This is a genomic window from Agrobacterium fabrum str. C58 (assembly GCF_000092025.1).
Classification (GTDB): domain Bacteria; phylum Pseudomonadota; class Alphaproteobacteria; order Rhizobiales; family Rhizobiaceae; genus Agrobacterium; species Agrobacterium fabrum.
In genome coordinates, this window is sequence record NC_003062.2 from 270,164 (window position 1) to 286,655 (window position 16,492).

At 59.0% G+C, this 16,492-nt stretch carries 18 protein-coding genes; 3 read left to right on the forward strand and 15 right to left on the reverse strand.

The features are described from left to right. Window position 1: 1 nt before the first annotated feature. The 3 genes from ATU_RS01315 to ATU_RS01325 all read right to left on the reverse strand — a co-directional run bounded on the left by ATU_RS01315 (window position 2) and on the right by ATU_RS01325 (window position 2,165). A complete protein-coding gene (locus ATU_RS01315) occupies window positions 2–1,240 on the reverse strand; it encodes an aminopeptidase (RefSeq protein ID WP_010970784.1) in 1,239 nt (412 codons plus the stop codon). 88 nt (window positions 1,241–1,328) lie between these two features. Beyond that, on the reverse strand, window positions 1,329–1,805 hold the full coding sequence (gene ybaK, locus ATU_RS01320; protein ID WP_010970785.1) for a Cys-tRNA(Pro) deacylase: 477 nt from the start codon (window positions 1,803–1,805) through the stop codon (window positions 1,329–1,331). A gap of 12 nt (window positions 1,806–1,817) precedes the next feature. Further along, window positions 1,818–2,165, reverse strand: coding sequence for an ArsC family reductase (locus ATU_RS01325; protein WP_010970786.1), 348 nt, complete (start codon window positions 2,163–2,165; stop codon window positions 1,818–1,820). Between the two features lie 233 nt (window positions 2,166–2,398). On the opposite strand from ATU_RS01325, the gene ATU_RS26505 reads away from it, so the two are divergent. Further along, window positions 2,399–2,566 carry a hypothetical protein gene (locus ATU_RS26505; protein WP_003503889.1) on the forward strand — a complete coding sequence of 56 codons (168 nt, stop codon included), beginning with the start codon at window positions 2,399–2,401 and terminating at the stop codon, window positions 2,564–2,566. Between the two features lie 174 nt (window positions 2,567–2,740). Here the strand turns inward: ATU_RS26505 and ATU_RS01330 are convergent, their stop codons facing one another. Then, window positions 2,741–3,457 carry a 2'-5' RNA ligase family protein gene (locus ATU_RS01330; protein ID WP_035256117.1) on the reverse strand — a complete coding sequence of 239 codons (717 nt, stop codon included), beginning with the start codon at window positions 3,455–3,457 and terminating at the stop codon, window positions 2,741–2,743. 169 nt (window positions 3,458–3,626) lie between these two features. Here ATU_RS01330 and ATU_RS01335 point away from each other — a divergent pair, with 169 nt between their 5' ends. Together ATU_RS01335 and ATU_RS01340 are read left to right on the forward strand one after the other, a co-directional pair. Further along, window positions 3,627–4,205 carry a TetR/AcrR family transcriptional regulator gene (locus ATU_RS01335; protein WP_010970789.1) on the forward strand — a complete coding sequence of 193 codons (579 nt, stop codon included), beginning with the start codon at window positions 3,627–3,629 and terminating at the stop codon, window positions 4,203–4,205. A 141-nt stretch (window positions 4,206–4,346) separates the two neighbouring features. Continuing rightward, window positions 4,347–4,835, forward strand: a complete 489-nt coding sequence (locus ATU_RS01340; RefSeq protein WP_010970790.1) for a hypothetical protein — start codon at window positions 4,347–4,349, stop codon at window positions 4,833–4,835. A 74-nt stretch (window positions 4,836–4,909) separates the two neighbouring features. Here ATU_RS01340 and guaA read toward each other — a convergent pair whose 3' ends face one another. The 11 genes from guaA to ATU_RS01395 all read right to left on the reverse strand — a co-directional run bounded on the left by guaA (window position 4,910) and on the right by ATU_RS01395 (window position 16,490). Beyond that, complete coding sequence (guaA, locus tag ATU_RS01345) at window positions 4,910–6,487, reverse strand: glutamine-hydrolyzing GMP synthase (protein ID WP_006310127.1); 1,578 nt, start codon at window positions 6,485–6,487, stop codon at window positions 4,910–4,912. 83 nt (window positions 6,488–6,570) lie between these two features. Beyond that, window positions 6,571–7,209, reverse strand: coding sequence for a 5'-methylthioadenosine/S-adenosylhomocysteine nucleosidase (locus ATU_RS01350; protein ID WP_010970791.1), 639 nt, complete (start codon window positions 7,207–7,209; stop codon window positions 6,571–6,573). Next, window positions 7,206–7,655: a PaaI family thioesterase gene (locus ATU_RS01355; RefSeq protein ID WP_006310129.1), complete on the reverse strand. Its 450-nt coding sequence runs from the start codon at window positions 7,653–7,655 to the stop codon at window positions 7,206–7,208. The genes ATU_RS01350 and ATU_RS01355 overlap by 4 nt, the downstream gene beginning before the upstream one ends. A 78-nt stretch (window positions 7,656–7,733) precedes the next feature. After that, on the reverse strand, window positions 7,734–8,186 hold the full coding sequence (locus tag ATU_RS01360) for a TspO/MBR family protein (protein ID WP_010970792.1): 453 nt from the start codon (window positions 8,184–8,186) through the stop codon (window positions 7,734–7,736). Between the two features lie 50 nt (window positions 8,187–8,236). After that, window positions 8,237–9,331, reverse strand: coding sequence for a DUF1513 domain-containing protein (locus tag ATU_RS01365; RefSeq protein ID WP_010970793.1), 1,095 nt, complete (start codon window positions 9,329–9,331; stop codon window positions 8,237–8,239). A gap of 3 nt (window positions 9,332–9,334) precedes the next feature. Next, window positions 9,335–10,456, reverse strand: a complete 1,122-nt coding sequence (locus ATU_RS01370; RefSeq protein ID WP_010970794.1) for an imelysin family protein — start codon at window positions 10,454–10,456, stop codon at window positions 9,335–9,337. Continuing rightward, complete coding sequence (locus ATU_RS01375; protein ID WP_035256673.1) at window positions 10,456–11,979, reverse strand: di-heme oxidoreductase family protein; 1,524 nt, start codon at window positions 11,977–11,979, stop codon at window positions 10,456–10,458. The genes ATU_RS01370 and ATU_RS01375 overlap by 1 nt, the downstream gene beginning before the upstream one ends. 59 nt (window positions 11,980–12,038) lie before the next feature. After that, entirely contained in the window at window positions 12,039–13,316 is a 1,278-nt protein-coding gene (locus ATU_RS01380; protein WP_010970796.1) for an imelysin family protein, read from the reverse strand. A 155-nt stretch (window positions 13,317–13,471) separates the two neighbouring features. Further along, window positions 13,472–14,761: an RsmB/NOP family class I SAM-dependent RNA methyltransferase gene (locus tag ATU_RS01385; protein WP_010970797.1), complete on the reverse strand. Its 1,290-nt coding sequence runs from the start codon at window positions 14,759–14,761 to the stop codon at window positions 13,472–13,474. A gap of 61 nt (window positions 14,762–14,822) precedes the next feature. Then, the gene (locus ATU_RS01390) at window positions 14,823–15,191 is read right to left on the reverse strand and encodes a septal ring lytic transglycosylase RlpA family protein (protein WP_010970798.1); all 369 of its coding nucleotides are present in this window, start codon (window positions 15,189–15,191) and stop codon (window positions 14,823–14,825) included. Window positions 15,192–15,617: 426 nt separating this feature from the next. Next, a complete protein-coding gene (locus tag ATU_RS01395) occupies window positions 15,618–16,490 on the reverse strand; it encodes an SDR family oxidoreductase (RefSeq protein WP_010970799.1) in 873 nt (290 codons plus the stop codon). Window positions 16,491–16,492: the final 2 nt, after the last annotated feature.

Below are 16,492 nucleotides of genomic sequence, written 5' to 3' on the forward strand. Positions count from 1 at the left end.
GTCAGGCCCATTCGCCCTTGCGCATGACAGGAACCGTGGAGCCATCCGGCTTCACGCCATCGATATCCACCTTGTTGGAGCCAATCATCCAGTCAATATGGATGAGGCTGGAATTGCCGCCCTGCGCCTTGATCTGATCCTGCGACAGCGAGGCGCCGTCGAGGAAGCATTTTGAATAGCATTGGCCGAGCGCGATATGGCACGAGGCGTTTTCATCGAACAGCGTGTTGTAGAACAGGATGCCGCTTGCCGAAATCGGCGAGGAATGCGGCACAAGCGCCACTTCGCCGAGACGCCGCGCGCCTTCATCGGTGTCGAGCACCTTGTTCAGCACGGCTTCGCCCTTGGAAGCCTTGGCTTCGACGATGCGACCGGCTTCGAACTTCACCTGGATATCGTCGATCAGCGTTCCCTGATGCGACAGCGGCTTGGTGCTGGAGACGTAACCGTCAACGCGCAGCGCATGCGGTGTGGTGAAGACTTCTTCGGTCGGAATATTCGGGTTGCAGGTCACGCCGTTTTTCGCCATGGAAGCGCCGCCATGCCATTCGTGGCCATCCGCCAGGCCGATCTTTACGTCGGTGCCCGGGCCAGTGAAGTGCAGCGCAGAAAAGCGTTCGCCATTCAGCCATGCGGAGCGCTTAGCGAGATTGGCATTGTGCTGCGCCCATGCGGCGACGGGATCGGCCACATCCACCCTCGAAGCGGCGAAGATGGCATCCGCGAGCTTGCGCACCGCTTCATCCTCGGTGAGGCCGGGGAAGACCTGCTTTGCCCAGGAGGGGTTGGGATAAGAAATGATGTTCCAGTTGATATCGAAATTGGAAATCTTCTCCAGCGCCGGCTTATAGGCCGTGGAGTTGGCCTTGTTGGCGCGCGCGACCTTGGCGGGGTCCTCTTCGGCAAGCAGCATGGGGTTATCACCGGCAATCGCCAGCCGCGCCGCGCCATTGGCATAGGCCTTCGCCATGCCCTCATAGAGCCAGCCGGAAGCCCGGTCGAAATTCGCGTCGCTGGCGTGGCGGTAGCGCGAAAGCGTGGTTTCCTCGTCAGAGTAGAAAGTGGTAACGAGCCCGCCGCCCGCGATATAGGCATGCTTGGTCAAGAGCCTGACCAGCGGCAGGGCCGCCAGCGGGGCAGTGATCACCAGATCCTGATCCTTCTGCAATTGCAGGCCGACCTTGATGGCGACTTCCGCGAGTTTTTCGAGTTTGACGGGATCGATGGGGGAAACGGTCATGATCTGCCTTCGTCTATTTCAATAGGAGGCGCCGACCATAGCCCATTCCTTCCGAAAGCCAAATGCTTTCAAGGGCCGCCGTTTCGCCTCATTCCGCGACCAGCGGTGCGACAATGGCATCAAGCACTTTCTGGGCATCACGGGGCGAAAGCCTTACCTGCAAACCACGTTGCCCGCCATTCATGTAGACGTAATCATGCACCATGGCATCGGCTTCAATGGCTGTCGGCACCTGTTTCTTCTGACCGAAAGGGCTGATGCCGCCGACATGGTAACCCGTCGCCCGCTCCGCATCGGCGGGTTTCATCATGTTGGCGGATTTGCCACCGAAGGCGGCGGCAAGCTTCTTCATGCTCACCTCGCGGTCGGAGGGGACGACAACGCAAACCGGCTTGCCGTCCAGCTCCGCCATCAGCGTCTTCAGCACAAGATGCGGAGCCTCACCGATCGCCTCGGCCGCCTGCAGGCCGATGCGGTCGGCATTCGGGTCGTAATCATAGGTGACGGTGGCGAAGGCAATGCCGGCCTTCGTCAGCATCTGGGTGGCGCGGGTCGTTTTGGACATGGTGGGCTGCGTTCAGGCAAAAACGGTCTGGTAGATTTCCGGCTTGAAGCCGACGGTTATCTTGCCCTTCGCCTCCAGCACCGGGCGCTTGATCATCGAGGGCTGATCCAACATCAGTCCGATGGCCTTTTCGCGGGTAAGATCGGCCTTCTGGCTGTCGTCGAGTTTCTTGAAGGTCGTGCCGGCCCGGTTGAGAACCGTTTCCCAGCCGGCGGCATCACACCATGTTTCCAGATGGGCGCGGTCGATGCCGGCTGCCTTGTAGTCGTGGAAAGAATAATCGATGCCGTTCAACTCCAGCCAGCTTCTGGCCTTCTTCATCGTGTCGCAATTCTTGATGCCGTAAATCGTGACCGTCATGCTACCGCCTCTTCGTCTTTAAGCTTTTCGGCATAACAAAATATCCATCTTATTCAAGCCGCCGCCTGAGGTGCGTTGCGCCATTTTCGAAGCATGATGCCTGAGCCATGCAAAATCGAAGTGGCTGATATCCGAACGAGCGCGAGCAAAGCTGCATGGCTTCCCTGCTACATCATGAGTTGTAGAACGCGGTGGAAATCCCCATTATTTAGGCATCAAAGATGGAGAGAAAAATGCGTCAGGTTGCAAAGACATCGCGTAACTTCTTCGGTGAAACTTTCGCCGTTCTCGGTGCAGCGCTCTCGGTTTCGGCCGCTGTTCGCGCACATCGCAAGCCCGCTCGCGCCGATCTCGAAGCTCTCGGTATCGACGGCAAGGCTTTCGACAAGGTCCAGCTCTAAGCTGGTTATCGTTTGTAGCGAGGCGACTTCGCCTCGCTTGCGCCTGGCACCGGAATCCACGTCGGTTTTCCGCAGGCGCCTCGGATGATTTGAACTGCGCCTTTGTTCGTATAGTTGCCCAGCAGCGGAGGCGGATAATTTCGGGCATGGGAGCCACGCTTTTTTGGCCCCACCTTATCGCGCCGCTATCTTATGGGTTGGCCGCTTCGATGGACCGAATACTTTTTGCGGCAGATATAATTGACTCTCCGGCTGCTCGTAGCGGTCCGCCTTCGCGGAAAGCGCGAAGCGTCCCAGGGACTCGTGCCGCGTTTCCCCATTATGGCTGAAGATGACTTCGAAACTGCCTGCCAGCCAGCTATAGGGTTTTTCAACCGGCATGGTTTCGATTTTCCCGCAGCCATAGATCATAGTCAGGTGCGGCATAAACGATGATGCGGCGATATAGGGAAGATTTGCCCGCCAGAGGGCGCGCTGCACCACCTTCGCCAAAGCCCTGAGCTCCAGCATCTCGCGGCGGCTGTTTAGCACCAGACAGTTGCGATTGCCGAAAAGCGAACTCCCATCGAATGTGATCGGAACGGGCCGCGCCCTTATCTCCCCCAGTGCTTCCTTCAGCCGGTTTGCCAGGCCGCGAGGCACGGTGTCGAAACACCCGACACAGAGCAGGGTGATATGCAGAAGCTCCGCAGGATAGGCCTCACGCTTCGTCCGCCCTGCGGCATGGCTCGACGCATCGGTGAAAATTCTCTCCGCCAAGGCCGCCGGCGGTTTCACCACGATCAGAACCTTGCTGCTAAATCGCGGATTGATCCGGCGTTGTTTCTCCAGCTCGAACCCTTCAAGGAAAAGCTGCCTCAACCCTTCTTTATCCGTCAACTCCAAACCCATGACGATGCTCCACGGTCTATTCCAAGCTCGCGACATTATCATCGCCAATGAGAAATTAAAAGAACAAAAAGAGAACGAATTGCGGTGTCCGCGCCGCATGCCGGAAAGATCGATAGCCTTATGACACGGCACCATTGACAATCTACCTACTAATTGGTAGGTATCGCGCATGAAAAACCCTCAAAGCAAAGCCGATGATATTCTCCAGTGCGCACGCACCCTGATCATAAGAGGTGGCTATAACAGTTTCAGCTACGCGGATATCTCCCAGGTAGTTGGTATTCGCAATGCGAGCATTCACCACCATTTTCCCAGCAAATCTGACCTGGTCTGCAAACTGGTCTCACAATACAGGCAGGAAGCTGAAGCAGGGATCGCCGAGTTGGAAAAAAACATTTCTGATCCGCTGGAACAGCTTCGCGCCTATATCGGCTATTGGGAAGGCTGTATCGCTGACGCGACCCATCCTTTCTGCGTCTGTGCGCTGCTTGCCAGCGAGATACCGGTTCTTCCCGAAACGGTCGTTCTTGAAGTGCGTGCGCATTTTAGAAGTCTCTCGGACTGGCTCACCGCCGTGCTGGAGCGCGGCATTGCCCAGGGACGCCTTGTACTGACGGGAACAGCACGGGCCAATGCTGAAATCTTCATGGCTACGGTGCACGGCGCAATGCTTTCAGCGCGTGCGCACGGCGATGCCGCGACCTTTGGCGCGATAACCCGCCCCATGCTGGAGCGCATCACCGCTTGAAATTACACCTTGTAAGGGGCGTGGATGCATGACCCGAGCGAGCTGCCGACCAATCAACAGACAACGCTACGCTTGCAGATATGTCGGTGACAATCTGCTCCCAGGACCACCCATCTTTCTGGAAGAGAAAGGCAATCTCATATGTTCGGTATTTCTCCGCTTGGCTGGGTCCACACACTCGGCAGCCTGCCGGCCATTCCCGTGGCCATCTACATGTTTGCCCGTCACGGTCGAATCGTTCCCCGATCCACGCCGGGTGCAATCTATTTTGTTTCCATGCTGATCGGTGCTGCGACGGCCTTCCTCGTGGCGCATCAGCCGGTCAGCTACGCCATTGGCGCGCTGACCATCCTGTTCCTGCTTGCAGGTTACGGGATCGAGCGCATTCTCGGCTCAACGCGCGTCGCCAGATATGTTGAGACCATCTGTCTCAGTGTCAGCGCGTTTCTATTGATGGTGCCGACAGCGACCGAGACGCTGCGCCGTGTTCCGGACGGTCATCCTTTTGTCACCGATCTGAAATCACCGCTGCTTCTCGGCGTTCAGGCGGGTTTGCTGGCGATCCTCGTTGTCGGTCTTGCCGCCCAGATCATCTATCTCGCAAGACAAAACAGAAACGCCGCGAACTAGTCGCGGCGTTATCGTTCAAACTGTGCTCGACACAGTGGTATTGCCGCAGCAACACGCTGTGTCGATTATAGTCCTTACTCCCACTCGATCGTGCCGGGCGGCTTGCTCGTCACGTCGTAGACCACACGGTTAATGCCGCGCACTTCGTTGATGATGCGGGTTGCCGCACGACCGAGGAAGTTCATGTCGTAGGGATAGAAATCCGCCGTCATGCCATCCACTGACGTCACGGCGCGCAGCGCGCAGACGAAGTCGTAGGTGCGGTAGTCGCCCATCACGCCCACGGTCTGCACCGGCAGCAGCACGGCAAAGGCCTGCCAGATGGTATCGTAGAGACCGGCCTTGCGGATTTCGTCGAGATAGATCGCATCCGCCTTGCGCAGGATATCGAGCTTCTCACGAGTGATCGCGCCCGGGCAGCGGATCGCGAGACCTGGACCGGGGAAGGGATGACGACCGATGAAGCTTTCCGGCAGGCCGAGTTCGCGGCCAAGTGCGCGCACTTCATCCTTGAAGAGTTCACGCAGCGGCTCGACGAGCTGCATGTTCATGCGCTCGGGAAGGCCACCGACATTGTGGTGACTCTTGATGGTGACCGAAGGGCCACCGGAGAAGGATACACTTTCGATGACGTCAGGGTAAAGCGTGCCCTGAGCGAGGAACTTGGGCGCACCCTTGCCATCGGCGGCAATCTTGGCCGCCTCAGCTTCGAACACCTCGATGAACAGGCGGCCGATGGTCTTGCGCTTCACTTCCGGATCGGAAACGCCAGACAATTCGCCGAGGAACAGATCGGCGGCGTCGACGTGAACAAGCGGAATATTGTAGTGATCGCGGAACATGCCGACGACCTGCTCGCTTTCGCCAAGCCGCATCAGGCCGTGGTCGACATAAACGCAGGTCAGCTGATCACCGATCGCCTCATGAATGAGAATGGCTGCAACCGAGGAATCGACGCCGCCGGAAAGTGCGCAGAGCACCCGGCCAGTGCCGACCTGCTCGCGGATCTTGCGGATCATCTCGGCGCGGTAGGCAGCCATCGTCCAGTCGGATTTGAGGCCGACGATCTTGTGCACGAAATTGGAGAGCAGCTTGCCGCCGTCAGGCGTATGCACCACCTCCGGGTGGAACATGGTGGTGTAATAGTGACGCTTCTCGTCAGCCGCGATGGCGAAAGGAGCGTTCTCGGAGGTCGCGATGACCTCGAAACCTTCCGGCAGCTTTGTTACGCGGTCGCCATGGCTCATCCACACCGGGTAGCTCTTGCCCTGTTCCCAGAAACCTTCGAACAGCGGGCTAGCCTTCTTGATATCGATATCCGCACGGCCGAATTCCGCCGCGTGGCCACCTTCGACCACACCGCCGAGCTGCGTGCAGAGCGTCTGCTGGCCGTAGCAGATGCCGAGGATCGGAACCTTGCTGTCGAACACCGCCTGCGGCGCGCGCGGGCTGCCTTCAGCCGTTACGGATGCGGGGCCGCCGGAGAAGATCACGCCCTTGGGCTGAAGCTTCTCGAAAGCCTCTGCGGCATTCTGGAACGGGTGGATTTCGCAATAGACCCCGGCTTCGCGGATGCGGCGCGCAATCAGCTGCGTCACCTGGCTGCCGAAATCGATGATGAGAATGCTGTCGGGATGGGCTATCTGGGTCATGGCGAGCCTTTAAAGAAAAGCGGGGCTTTAGGCAACCCGGAAGCGGGCGTCAAAGGGCGGAAATTTGCGAAAATCGCAAGGTTTCAAAGGGCAATCACCCCATCCTCGATGGCGCGGCAGAGCCGATCGACGGCATTGGCGAGCTTTTCATCGATGATATCAAGATACGCCGTCCAGTCATCCACATGGTTCACATCGGCCTTGCCGTCGGAAATACCGCGCAGGCTGATGAGCGGCACACCGAAGCGCTGACATGCTCGCAGGACCGCAAAGGTCTCCATTTCCACCATATCGGCATCGATCAACCCATAGGCCTCTCCGGAAACGACGTTGCCGCCGGTGGAAAGCCTAGCCTCGGCAATATCGGGTATCCGCAAAGGCAGGGCAACTTCGGCGGGCAGATCGAGAAACGGCGTTCGCCCCTTTTCGAAACCGAAGGCGGATGCATCCATATCGCGATAGGAAACCGAAACCGCCTGATAGATGCCCGTCTGTTGCAATGTCCGCGAACCCGCGGAGCCAAGCGAAACGACGAGGTCGGGCAAATTGTCGGCGGCATCGAGACCGGCAAGAATGGCGGTCACCGAAATGGCCGCCTCGACTGGGCCGACGCCGGTCATGAGTGGCGCGATGCGCGCCTGCAGATGGGGGCCGTATTCAGCGGAGGCCGCCATAACGAAAAGAACGGATTTATCCGCAACATGCGAAAGCCGGTAGCTCATCCGGTAATATCCTCGCGCCCCTTCACCACCATCATCGTGCCCGTCATCGAGGCGATCAGCTTCGCCGGTCCATCGGACAGGGCATAGGCACGACCATCCGCCACGATCAGATTGTTGCCGGGCTTGATGATCTCGCCGCGAAACAGAAACCGCTCACCACGTCCCGGCGACATGAGGTTGACCTTGAATTCGATGGTCAGTAGCGAGGCTTCCGGTTCGATGATCGTATAGGCCGCGTAAGTGCAGGCGGTGTCGAGGCCAGCGGCGATGACGCCCGCATGCAATATGCCATGCTGCTGTGTCAGCTTTTCATGGAAGGGCAGTTCTATTTCCACCAGCCGGTGTTCGATGCGGCTTATCTCGGCATTGATGGCCTGCACCACGCCCTGCCGCGCGAAGCTTGTTTCTATCCGCTGGCGAAAATCGCCGGGATCCGTAATCTCCATGGCCTACCTGCCTGCCTTCTGCCCCGTCGCAGACTGACATGGCGCGTGGCGTCGGGCAAGGCAAGGGCGTAAGGCGAATTAGTTCAGCATGCCGATACTTGCGTTGAGCACCGTGGCAAAGGCGACCCATAGGGCATAGGGTGCGAAAAGCCACATGGATATGCGGTCGCGACGGTAGGTCAGTGCCATGAAGGCGATGATGCAGATCAGCATGGGGATGATGATGACGAGCGCGCCGGCCGGGCTCTGCATGCCGAAAAAGATCGGCGACCACAGGAAATTCAGCACCATCTGCGTGAACCAGAGGCGCATGCGCGTCCCCATCGGTTTCCGTATCCACGTCCGTGCGCCGGCGATGCCGATCAGCACGTAAAGCGCAGTCCAGACCGGCCCGAAAATCCAGTTGGGGGGATTGAAGAATGGTTTCTGCAGCGATTGATACCATTCGCCCGGCACATTGTTGACGCCGATCAACGCCCCGATGGCAACAACAACAACCACAAAAATAATATACACGGCAAGGTTCTTCATGACGCCTCAAATGCGCTGGCCATGCTTTTGTTCCCTGCCTTTTCAGTATTTTAGCCGGACAGGCGTACGATATGCTGGTCCCAGGCCACGTCGCTGCGAATAGCCTCGAAAAATCCGTCATAAGAGGAAACCGCAATGCCGCCTGCAGCCGTCGCAACGCCCGCCGCCTCCCGCACGGTGACCTCGGAGACCACACTGCCCGTCTTTGCATCGAGCGTCACGGCGGCGTTGCCGCTCGGCGAGGTCAGACCCACCAGCCCTTCGCGCCGGTTGACGGCGATGGCCCCGACATAATTGGCAAGCCGCACCGTCGTTTCCTCCGGCAGATCGACAAAGGCTACATCCTCACCCTTCGAGAAATGGCCGACAAGCGGCGGAAGATTGTTGCGCGGTCCTTCATATTGGCAGGCGAACCAGATGCGGCCGTTATCGCCGAGATCGACGTGGCGGGTGGAAAGCTGCCGCAGCTGCTCCGGCATTACATGTTTCTGGATCAGCTGGCCGGTGGCGGCGTCCAGAAGCACGAGTGACGGTTCCATGCTGTCGATATTGAGCTTTGTTCGGCCGAAATCCGGGTGGGTCTCGATGCCGCCATTGGCGATCACGATCAGCCGTCCGTCATCGCTGACCGTCATGTCATGGGTGCCGACACCATGCGCGTCATATTCACCGATGCGGGCAAAGCCGTTGCGGGCGTCGTAAAGGCCGATGACGCCGCGGTTACCGTCGAAGTCGTTTTCGCTGGCATAGAGAATTGCGCCATCGGGTGAAAATTGCCCGTGGCCATAAAAGTGCCGGTTCTCCGGCGCGTGCATCACGACAGGCTCCTGACGTTGCACGGGATCGAAAGCCATGAAGAAAGTGCCGGGACGGCGCGCGAAGGCCACGGTCCTACCGGTCGCATGGCTCGTCGCCATTCCATGGGCGCGGGCGGGAAGCGCAACGCGGTCGATGATTTCGCCGCGCTCGCTTACCGTCGCAATGCCGTAGGATCCATCACGGGCGCGGAAGGCGGAGGCGAAGACGGCGTCTGTGCGTTCCAGCGCATGGAGCGACCGCGGGGCGAGGGCGGCAAGAAAGGGAATACCCGCCGCCTTGATGAAGCTGCGCCGGTCGATCAGCATCCGCTTGCTGCCGGAGATCATCGTTTAGTCTCCGTCAGCAAAGGAAAAGCCGGAGCTGAGGCCGATGGCGCCGCCATATTGGTCGTTGAGGCGGTAGATCAGGTCTTTGCCGTTGAGCAACAGGTAATCCACCTTGGCGCGCTGGTCGTCCTTGTCCAGTGCCTTTTCCACATCCGTATCGATCGTTGCGGCAACGCGGATCATCGATTTGGCGATGAAGTCAATGGAGTTGACGATGGAGCGCTGATCGGGCGGTACGAGTTCGACCATGTCGGCGGTATGCAGGAGAGTCTGCACGGCCTTGATATTGGTGGAGATGCTCTTCCAGGTCAGGCCGGAGCGCCAGTAGATGGCGGTGCGGGGAAATTTCGCCTTGTCCGGCCCCTTGTAGAAGGTTTCGATCCGCTGGTCGCGGATAGCCTCTGCACCGTGCACGAGAATGCCGAGCAGCGCAACCAACGCCTCGCGTTCATCGCGAAAAACGGGGTTGTCCGGTCCCGGCTGTGTCCAGTTTTTCTGCGCACCGTCAGGTGCGTTCCAGCTATTGGAAAGCTCCGTCGCCACATTGGCGATGTTACCGGCGATGGCGGCGCCGAAACGGCAGCGAAAATCGCCTTTCTTGTCTAGCAGTTCTTCCGCGCCGGTGCCGTAAAGCACGAACTCCAGCGCGCCAAGCCCCTGTGCCGCGACGCTCTTGCCCTTCAAGCCGTCGGCGGTGGTAACGCTTTCATCCTTGTCCGAGAGGTAACGCTGCACCTGCTTCAGTCCGAGACCCTTCTTGTCGGGGTAATAGAGCACGCGTTCGAAACGGTTCTTCTCGATGACAGGGCCGACACGCACGATCTCGATTGTCGACCAGTTCAAGACCGTTTCAATAAAAGCCGCCTGTGCCGCCGCCTCCGTCGTTTTGGAGGGCGCGGCGCAGAAAGCCTTCATGCTGCCTTCCAGCGTTTCCGCAGATTGCCGGAAGTGGTCATAACCGGGACGGATGAAGCCATTCACCGCTTTTTCCATCACGCCCCGCACCTGCGCAGGGTCGAGCGGTGGGGGTGGCAACAGTTCCACATCCTGTGCCCTTGCCGGCGGCGTGGTGAGAAGCAGCAGCACGGAGATGACGCCGGAAATTTTTCGCATGGCAAAGTTCATTAGAGAGACTCCAGAAAAGCCAGCAAAGCCTGCCGGTCGGATTTTTGCAAGGCGGCAAAGGCGTTGCGCGCTTTTTGCCCTTCACCGCCATGCCACAATATGGCTTCCGTAAGGCTGCGCGCCCGCCCGTCATGCAGGTAAAAGCCGTTGCCATTCACTCTTTGCGTCAGACCTATGCCCCAGAGCGGCTGCGTGCGCCAGTGCCGACCGCTGGCTTCCCCCACCTGCTGGCCATCGGCAAGCTCCTCTCCCATGTCATGCAGGAGGAAGTCCGAATAGGGCCAGATCAGCTGGAAGGAATGCATCGGATCGCCAGCATCGCGGCGGGTGACGAATTTCGGTGTATGGCAGGCTGTGCAGCCGGATGTATAGAAAAGCTGCTTGCCCTCAAGAACTGTTCGATCCCCCGCATTGCGCCGCTGTGGCACCGCGAGGTTTTCGGTGTAGAAGGTCACGAGATCGAGAACGGGGTCTGGCGCTTCCACCGGCCCCAGCCGCGGCTGCACGCCTGTTGGCATGGCCAGACAGTCCTTCTGGGCATCGGTGCAATCGCCATAGGCATTCGGCGCATCCGGTGTAGAAATGCCGATATCGTGGGAGAAGGCGCTGGCGCTCTGGTCGCGCACGCTTGCATTCTGTGCTTTCCAGCCGAACCGTCCGAGTTTTATCTCGCCGGTGCGATGATCCTTGACCCAGGCCGGGCGCCCGGCAATGCCATCGCCATTTTTGTCATCGGGGTCTGCGCCGGCGAGAATATCGGCATCGGCAATGGCCTCGATCAAGCCCAGGCCGAGCGTCGGCATCGCAATGCGGGCCGAGACTGTTGTGTCCGTACCGAGCGGGCCATATCTCAGGGCCGTAGCGGCATAAGTGGGCTTGCGCAGCGACACCACTTCGCCATCCGAAAGGCGCACGGGCCTTTCCGTGTAGGTGATGACCGGCCTGCCCTCGGCGGCGAGGCCGGGGATCGCAAGATTCTGCAACTGCCGGCCATAGGTCTCATCGGGAAAATTCAGCACCTCATGGCGCGCAATCGCGGCCCGTTCCGTCTCGTCCCGGGCCGGTCGCGCCAACCGCAGAAACAGGGAAACGGCGTCTTCGCCGGCAAGTGGCGGGCGGCCTCTGCCATCCTTCACATGGCAAGTCTGGCAGGATCGGGCGTTATAAAAAGGGCCGAGCCCATCCGAAGCCTGCGTGGAGGAGGGTGAGGAGACCCAGAGCTTCTGGAACAGCGCGTTGCCGAGCTTGAAATCCTGCTTCCGCTCGAAAGGCATGGTGGCGGAGGGCTGGGAAAATGCGTTGCCACCGGCTGTGCCGGTGCTGGTGGTTGCGCCGCCGGACATGGCCTCGAAGGGATTCGGCTTCGTAAAATCGGTCGTAGGCGCAGTGACAGCCAGGACGCGGCTTCGGTCTTTCTCCGTCAGGTCGTCACGCAGCGGCGCGGCAAGCGTCACTGAGGCCACAAGGCAGGCTGCCCCGGCGAAGAAAAACGGCTTGCGGATCGGGGACAGCGACAATTCCATGGGGGTCGGAAGGCACATTTGGTAGGCGGGCCGCAGTGGATCGCGGCCCGCCTTGCCGCTTATTTGAAGACGGCGTTCGGGTTGTCGAGGCTCGCGGAGCCTTCAAGCTCGATCTTACCAAGATCAAGTGCCGCGATGACACGTTCAACGGTCTTCGTCTGGTCAATGAGACCGTCGATGGCCGCCTGAACCACGGCGTTGCCTTCCTTGTTGCCTTCGCCGATCATCTGGTCATAAGCTTCAACCGTCTGGGCGCGCTTTTCCATCGCATGCATGGCATTCAGCGTCTTGTTCAGCTTCGCCGTCATTTCGTCGTTTAGCGCCTTGTCCTTGGCGCCGACGAGTTCTGCCAGCGAGGCGCCGGTCATCTTCGTGCCGTCGACGCGGGTATAGTCGCCGGTATAGGCCGAAGCGATGCCGATGGCGTCGTTGAGATGGGAGTTATAGGTGTTGTCGGAGAAGCAATCATGCTCTTCTTCCGGATCGTGCAGCAGCAGGCCGAGCTTCATGCGCTCGCCCGCCAGCTCACCATAGGAGAGTGAGCCCATGCCGGTCAGAATGGCGGTGAGGCCCGCTTTCGGATCGGCTTCCACCGTCTTCGTGGCTTCACCCTCCGGCGCCCAGGCGTCTACCATCTCCTGCAAGTCCTTGACCAGCAGACTCGATGCGGATTTCAGGTAATCGGCGCGGCGGTCGCAATTGCCATTCGTGCATTTTGCCTTGTCATAGTCGGTATAGGGGCGGTTGCCCGCGCCCGGCCCGGTGCCGTTCAGATCCTGGCCCCAGAGCAGAAATTCGATGGCGTGATAACCGGTCGTCACATTGGCTTCGACATCGCCCGCCTCGTGCAGGCTTTCGATCAGTTCCGGGGTGATCTTGGAGGCATCGACCTCTTCGCCGCTGATCTTGATCTTCGGATTGGCGATGATGTTTGCGACGTAAAGTTCGTTCTCGTCGCTTTCGGTGCCGTAAGAGGCGTCGACATAGTCGATCAGGCCTTCATCCAGCGGCCACGCATTCACCTTGCCTTCCCAAGCATCGACAAGCGGATTGCCGAAGCGGTAGACTTCCGACTGCTGGTAGGGAACACGTGCCTTGATCCAGGCTTCGCGCGCGGCTTTGAGGGTTTCTTCGCTCGGCGTTGCGATCAGAGCGTCGATAGCCTTGTCCAGCGCCTTCGCCGTGGTCAGCGAATCCTCGTATTTGGCATGCGCGACATCGGCATAATGCTTGATGACGGCGGCAGCGTCGGTGGCAGCCTGTGCGGGAAGCGCGGTGAAGGCCGCCGATGCGGCCAGAAGCACGAAAGACGCGCTGAGAATGGTTTTGCGGATCATGATCCCTCTCCTTGGGCAGCCATGAAAAGACATCAGGCTGCGGCCAGCGAGTTCTGACCCAATCACAAACTTGTGTCAAACATTCTAGTTTAGAATGCTTTGAAACAAGCCCGCGCGGTATTTCCCAAGTAAAATCGCTGCGTGCAAAACCTGCTTTATGCTTTGCGTTTCATCAAGCAGAAGAAGAAACCGTCCGTATCTGTGGTTGCAGGCGTGAGCGTCACCGTCTTGCCATCTGAAGAATGCGGTTTATTCGCATTGCCACTGAAAATCGACTGCCAGCGCTCCAGAGCCGAACCGATGGCAAATTCTGGATTTTCCTCGCAGAAGCGCCTGACCTGCTGCTCATTTTCCTCGGGCAGAACCGAACAGGTAACATAAAGTAGCTCGCCGCCCGGGCGCACGAAACCCTTGGCTTGCGAAAGCGCCTCGCCCTGCTGCTGCACGCGTTCTTCCAGATTGCGCGCCGTCAGCCGCCATTTGGTGTCGGGGCGGCGGCGCCAGGTTCCGGTGCCGGTGCAGGGTGCATCGACCAGAACGCGGTCGAATTTTTCCTGGAACGGCGCAAGACCCGCTGCGCGATCATGCACCTGCACATTGCGCGTACCGGCCCGCTTCAGCCGCTCGATGATCGGCGCGAGCCGCTTGCGATCGGCATCGAAAGCGTGGACCTGACCTTTATTGTTCATGCTGGCGGCCATGGCCAACGTCTTGCCGCCACCACCGGCGCAATAATCGAGGACCTGTTCACCTTCCCGGGCACCGGCAAGATCGGCGACGATCTGTGAGCCTTCATCCTGCACCTCGAACCAACCCTTCTGGAAGGAAAGTTCGGCGGTGACATTCGGCAGGCGGGAAGGGCCTTCACCGGCGGGTATACGCAGACCCTGCCGGGCAATCCGAGTGGCTTCCGCGCCGCTTTCCTCAAGCGCCTTCAGAACCTTGTCCCGGGTTGCCTTCAGCGTGTTGGCGCGCAGGTCTAGGGTCGGTCGCTCGTTGAGCGCCTGCGCCTCGGCGAGCCAACGCTCCCCGAAGGCAGTTTCGAGGGAAGATTGAACCCATTCGGGAACATCGCCCTGAATATAGGCCGGCGCGTCGGAAAGTGAACGGGAAAGAAAGGCCTGCTGCCTTTCCGCGTCGGGCGCGGCGGGGGCGAATTTATCGCCGTCGAATTCCGCCGTCAGTTCCGCAAAGCTTTTGCCCCATTGCCGCAGCAGAACAGCATAGGCAAGCGAGGCGGCGCTATCGTCATCCATCAGCCAGGCGTGCGACAGTTTCATACGAAGCGCGTCATAAACGATGTTGCCGATGGCGGCCCTGTCGCCGGAGCCGGCAAAACGATGGGCGAGACCCCAATCCTTCAGCGCATCGGCGACGGGACGCCTGCGTCCCTCAATATCCGCCAATACTTCGATTGCTCCGGCCAAACGCCCGCCCAAACGCATTGTCTACCTCTTCTTGCTGATAAGCCCGGTTGGTAGACGCGAATGGCGGCGAGGGCAAGGCTCAATCGGCCTTGACGATCTCGTAGCAGACCTTGGCAGTGCCGGAGCTGATCATGCCGATATTCTTGGCGGCAGCTTTGGAAAGATCGAGAACGCGGCCCTTGATGAACGGCCCGCGGTCGTTGATGCGCACTACAACGGCCTTGCCATTGCGGGCATTCGTCACCTTGACCTTGGTGCCGAACCGCAGGGAGCGGTGAGCGGCGGTCAGGTTGGCGGCGTTCATGCGCTCGCCCGAAGCAGTCTTGGAGGACAACGCATACCACGATGCGCCTCCACAACCATTTGCCGCATTCGCCTGAAGAGGCGCGATGATGGAACAGGCGGCTATAGTTGCAGCGGTGAAAGTTATACGACGGATATTCAACAAACTGTACTTCCCTGAAAATCGGCCCCGCGCCGATTGATTGTGCCCTTGCTAAACGGCCATGAACTGGCCTGAACGCCTTTTGATGCGAGATTGTAGGGCGAGGGAAAAATGGCGAAAAAAAGCTGATCTCAAATCACGAAGTGTTACAGTCTGTAATATTCGTGATCGTTAGCCGGAGAGGCGTCGCGTGGACGTTCCCGTCAAAACTCGGAAAAAATAACGCAGAATCAACGTTCAATGGAAATGCTATTGCAAGTCACGGCTTCGTGAATCCACTTCACGAAATGTGAGTGAAATATTTTTCCAATGAGTAGGATTTTAGCGATTCGCCGTAGTTAATTAAGTCTTAATTCGCTTAAATACAACGAAAACTATCCGCCAAAACGGCGTTGGATGGATTTTTCGTCGTTTTTGACGGGGTTGTTTTCAGCCACGCCAGAGGCTGCTTTCCCATAATTGCTTCAGCGACTGCCGATACTCCGGAAAGCGGAAATCAAAGCCGAGTTCCCTTATTTTAGCATTGGAAACGCGCTTGTTTTCGCCATAAAAAGAGCGCGCCATCGGCGTCAGATCGGCGGTTCCGAAATCCTGTTCAGCAGGGGGGACAACACCCATTAGGTCGGCCGCGAAGCTCACCACATCCTGCGGTGGGCAGGGTTCGTCGTCGGTCACGTTGAAGATGCCGCGTTCGTTCTTCAGTGCCAGAAAGGCGATTGCCGCGCCGATATCCTCGACACGGATGCGATTGAATACCTGATCCTTCTTCACCAGCCGTCGCGCCGTTCCCTTCTCGAAATTCATGAAGGTATTGCGTCCCGGGCCATAAATTCCGGACAGGCGCAGGATGGAAAGCGGCACATCTGCGCTTTGGGCTGCCTCAGTCCACGCGGCCTCGGCGGCTACCCGCTCCACGGAGCGTGCGGAGACCGGGCGACAGGGTGTCGTCTCGTTCACCCAGGCGCCGTGATGGTCGCCATAGACGCCGACGGTGGAAAGATAGGCTAACCATTTCAGATTGGGCAGGAGCTTTTTCAGATCGCCGCCCAGAAGCGCAAACAGAGGGTCGCCGTCCTTGCCTGGAGCGATGGATTGCACGAGATGGGTAACATTGCGCATCGCAGCGATGAGATCGTCATCGAGATGGACGCCGTCGAAGAGCAGCGGCGTCATGCCGGCGGCGGCGAGGTTTGCGAACTTATCCGCGCTGCGTGTGGTGCCGCAGACACTTGCAGCCTTGGTTTTCAACGCGTTGGCAATGGCTTTCCCTGAATATCCCGCGCCGAAAATCATCACATGCATGC

What these genes read in the sequence shown, in the direction of transcription:
- guaA (WP_006310127.1), bottom strand. Translation starts at nt 6,487, where the DNA reads ATGACCCAGATAGCCCATCCCGACAGCATTCTCATCATCGATTTCGGC.
- ATU_RS01380 (WP_010970796.1), bottom strand. Translation starts at nt 13,316, where the DNA reads ATGATCCGCAAAACCATTCTCAGCGCGTCTTTCGTGCTTCTGGCCGCA.
- ATU_RS01355 (WP_006310129.1), bottom strand. Translation starts at nt 7,655, where the DNA reads ATGGAGATTACGGATCCCGGCGATTTTCGCCAGCGGATAGAAACAAGC.
- ATU_RS01360 (WP_010970792.1), bottom strand. Translation starts at nt 8,186, where the DNA reads ATGAAGAACCTTGCCGTGTATATTATTTTTGTGGTTGTTGTTGTTGCC.
- ATU_RS26505 (WP_003503889.1), top strand. Translation starts at nt 2,399, where the DNA reads ATGCGTCAGGTTGCAAAGACATCGCGTAACTTCTTCGGTGAAACTTTC.
- ATU_RS01370 (WP_010970794.1), bottom strand. Translation starts at nt 10,456, where the DNA reads ATGAACTTTGCCATGCGAAAAATTTCCGGCGTCATCTCCGTGCTGCTG.
- ATU_RS01315 (WP_010970784.1), bottom strand. Translation starts at nt 1,240, where the DNA reads ATGACCGTTTCCCCCATCGATCCCGTCAAACTCGAAAAACTCGCGGAA.
- ATU_RS01330 (WP_035256117.1), bottom strand. Translation starts at nt 3,457, where the DNA reads ATGGGTTTGGAGTTGACGGATAAAGAAGGGTTGAGGCAGCTTTTCCTT.
- ATU_RS01385 (WP_010970797.1), bottom strand. Translation starts at nt 14,761, where the DNA reads ATGCGTTTGGGCGGGCGTTTGGCCGGAGCAATCGAAGTATTGGCGGAT.
- ATU_RS01350 (WP_010970791.1), bottom strand. Translation starts at nt 7,209, where the DNA reads ATGAGCTACCGGCTTTCGCATGTTGCGGATAAATCCGTTCTTTTCGTT.
- ybaK (WP_010970785.1), bottom strand. Translation starts at nt 1,805, where the DNA reads ATGTCCAAAACGACCCGCGCCACCCAGATGCTGACGAAGGCCGGCATT.
- ATU_RS01375 (WP_035256673.1), bottom strand. Translation starts at nt 11,979, where the DNA reads ATGGAATTGTCGCTGTCCCCGATCCGCAAGCCGTTTTTCTTCGCCGGG.
- ATU_RS01395 (WP_010970799.1), bottom strand. Translation starts at nt 16,490, where the DNA reads ATGCATGTGATGATTTTCGGCGCGGGATATTCAGGGAAAGCCATTGCC.
- ATU_RS01365 (WP_010970793.1), bottom strand. Translation starts at nt 9,331, where the DNA reads ATGATCTCCGGCAGCAAGCGGATGCTGATCGACCGGCGCAGCTTCATC.
- ATU_RS01340 (WP_010970790.1), top strand. Translation starts at nt 4,347, where the DNA reads ATGTTCGGTATTTCTCCGCTTGGCTGGGTCCACACACTCGGCAGCCTG.
- ATU_RS01325 (WP_010970786.1), bottom strand. Translation starts at nt 2,165, where the DNA reads ATGACGGTCACGATTTACGGCATCAAGAATTGCGACACGATGAAGAAG.
- ATU_RS01335 (WP_010970789.1), top strand. Translation starts at nt 3,627, where the DNA reads ATGAAAAACCCTCAAAGCAAAGCCGATGATATTCTCCAGTGCGCACGC.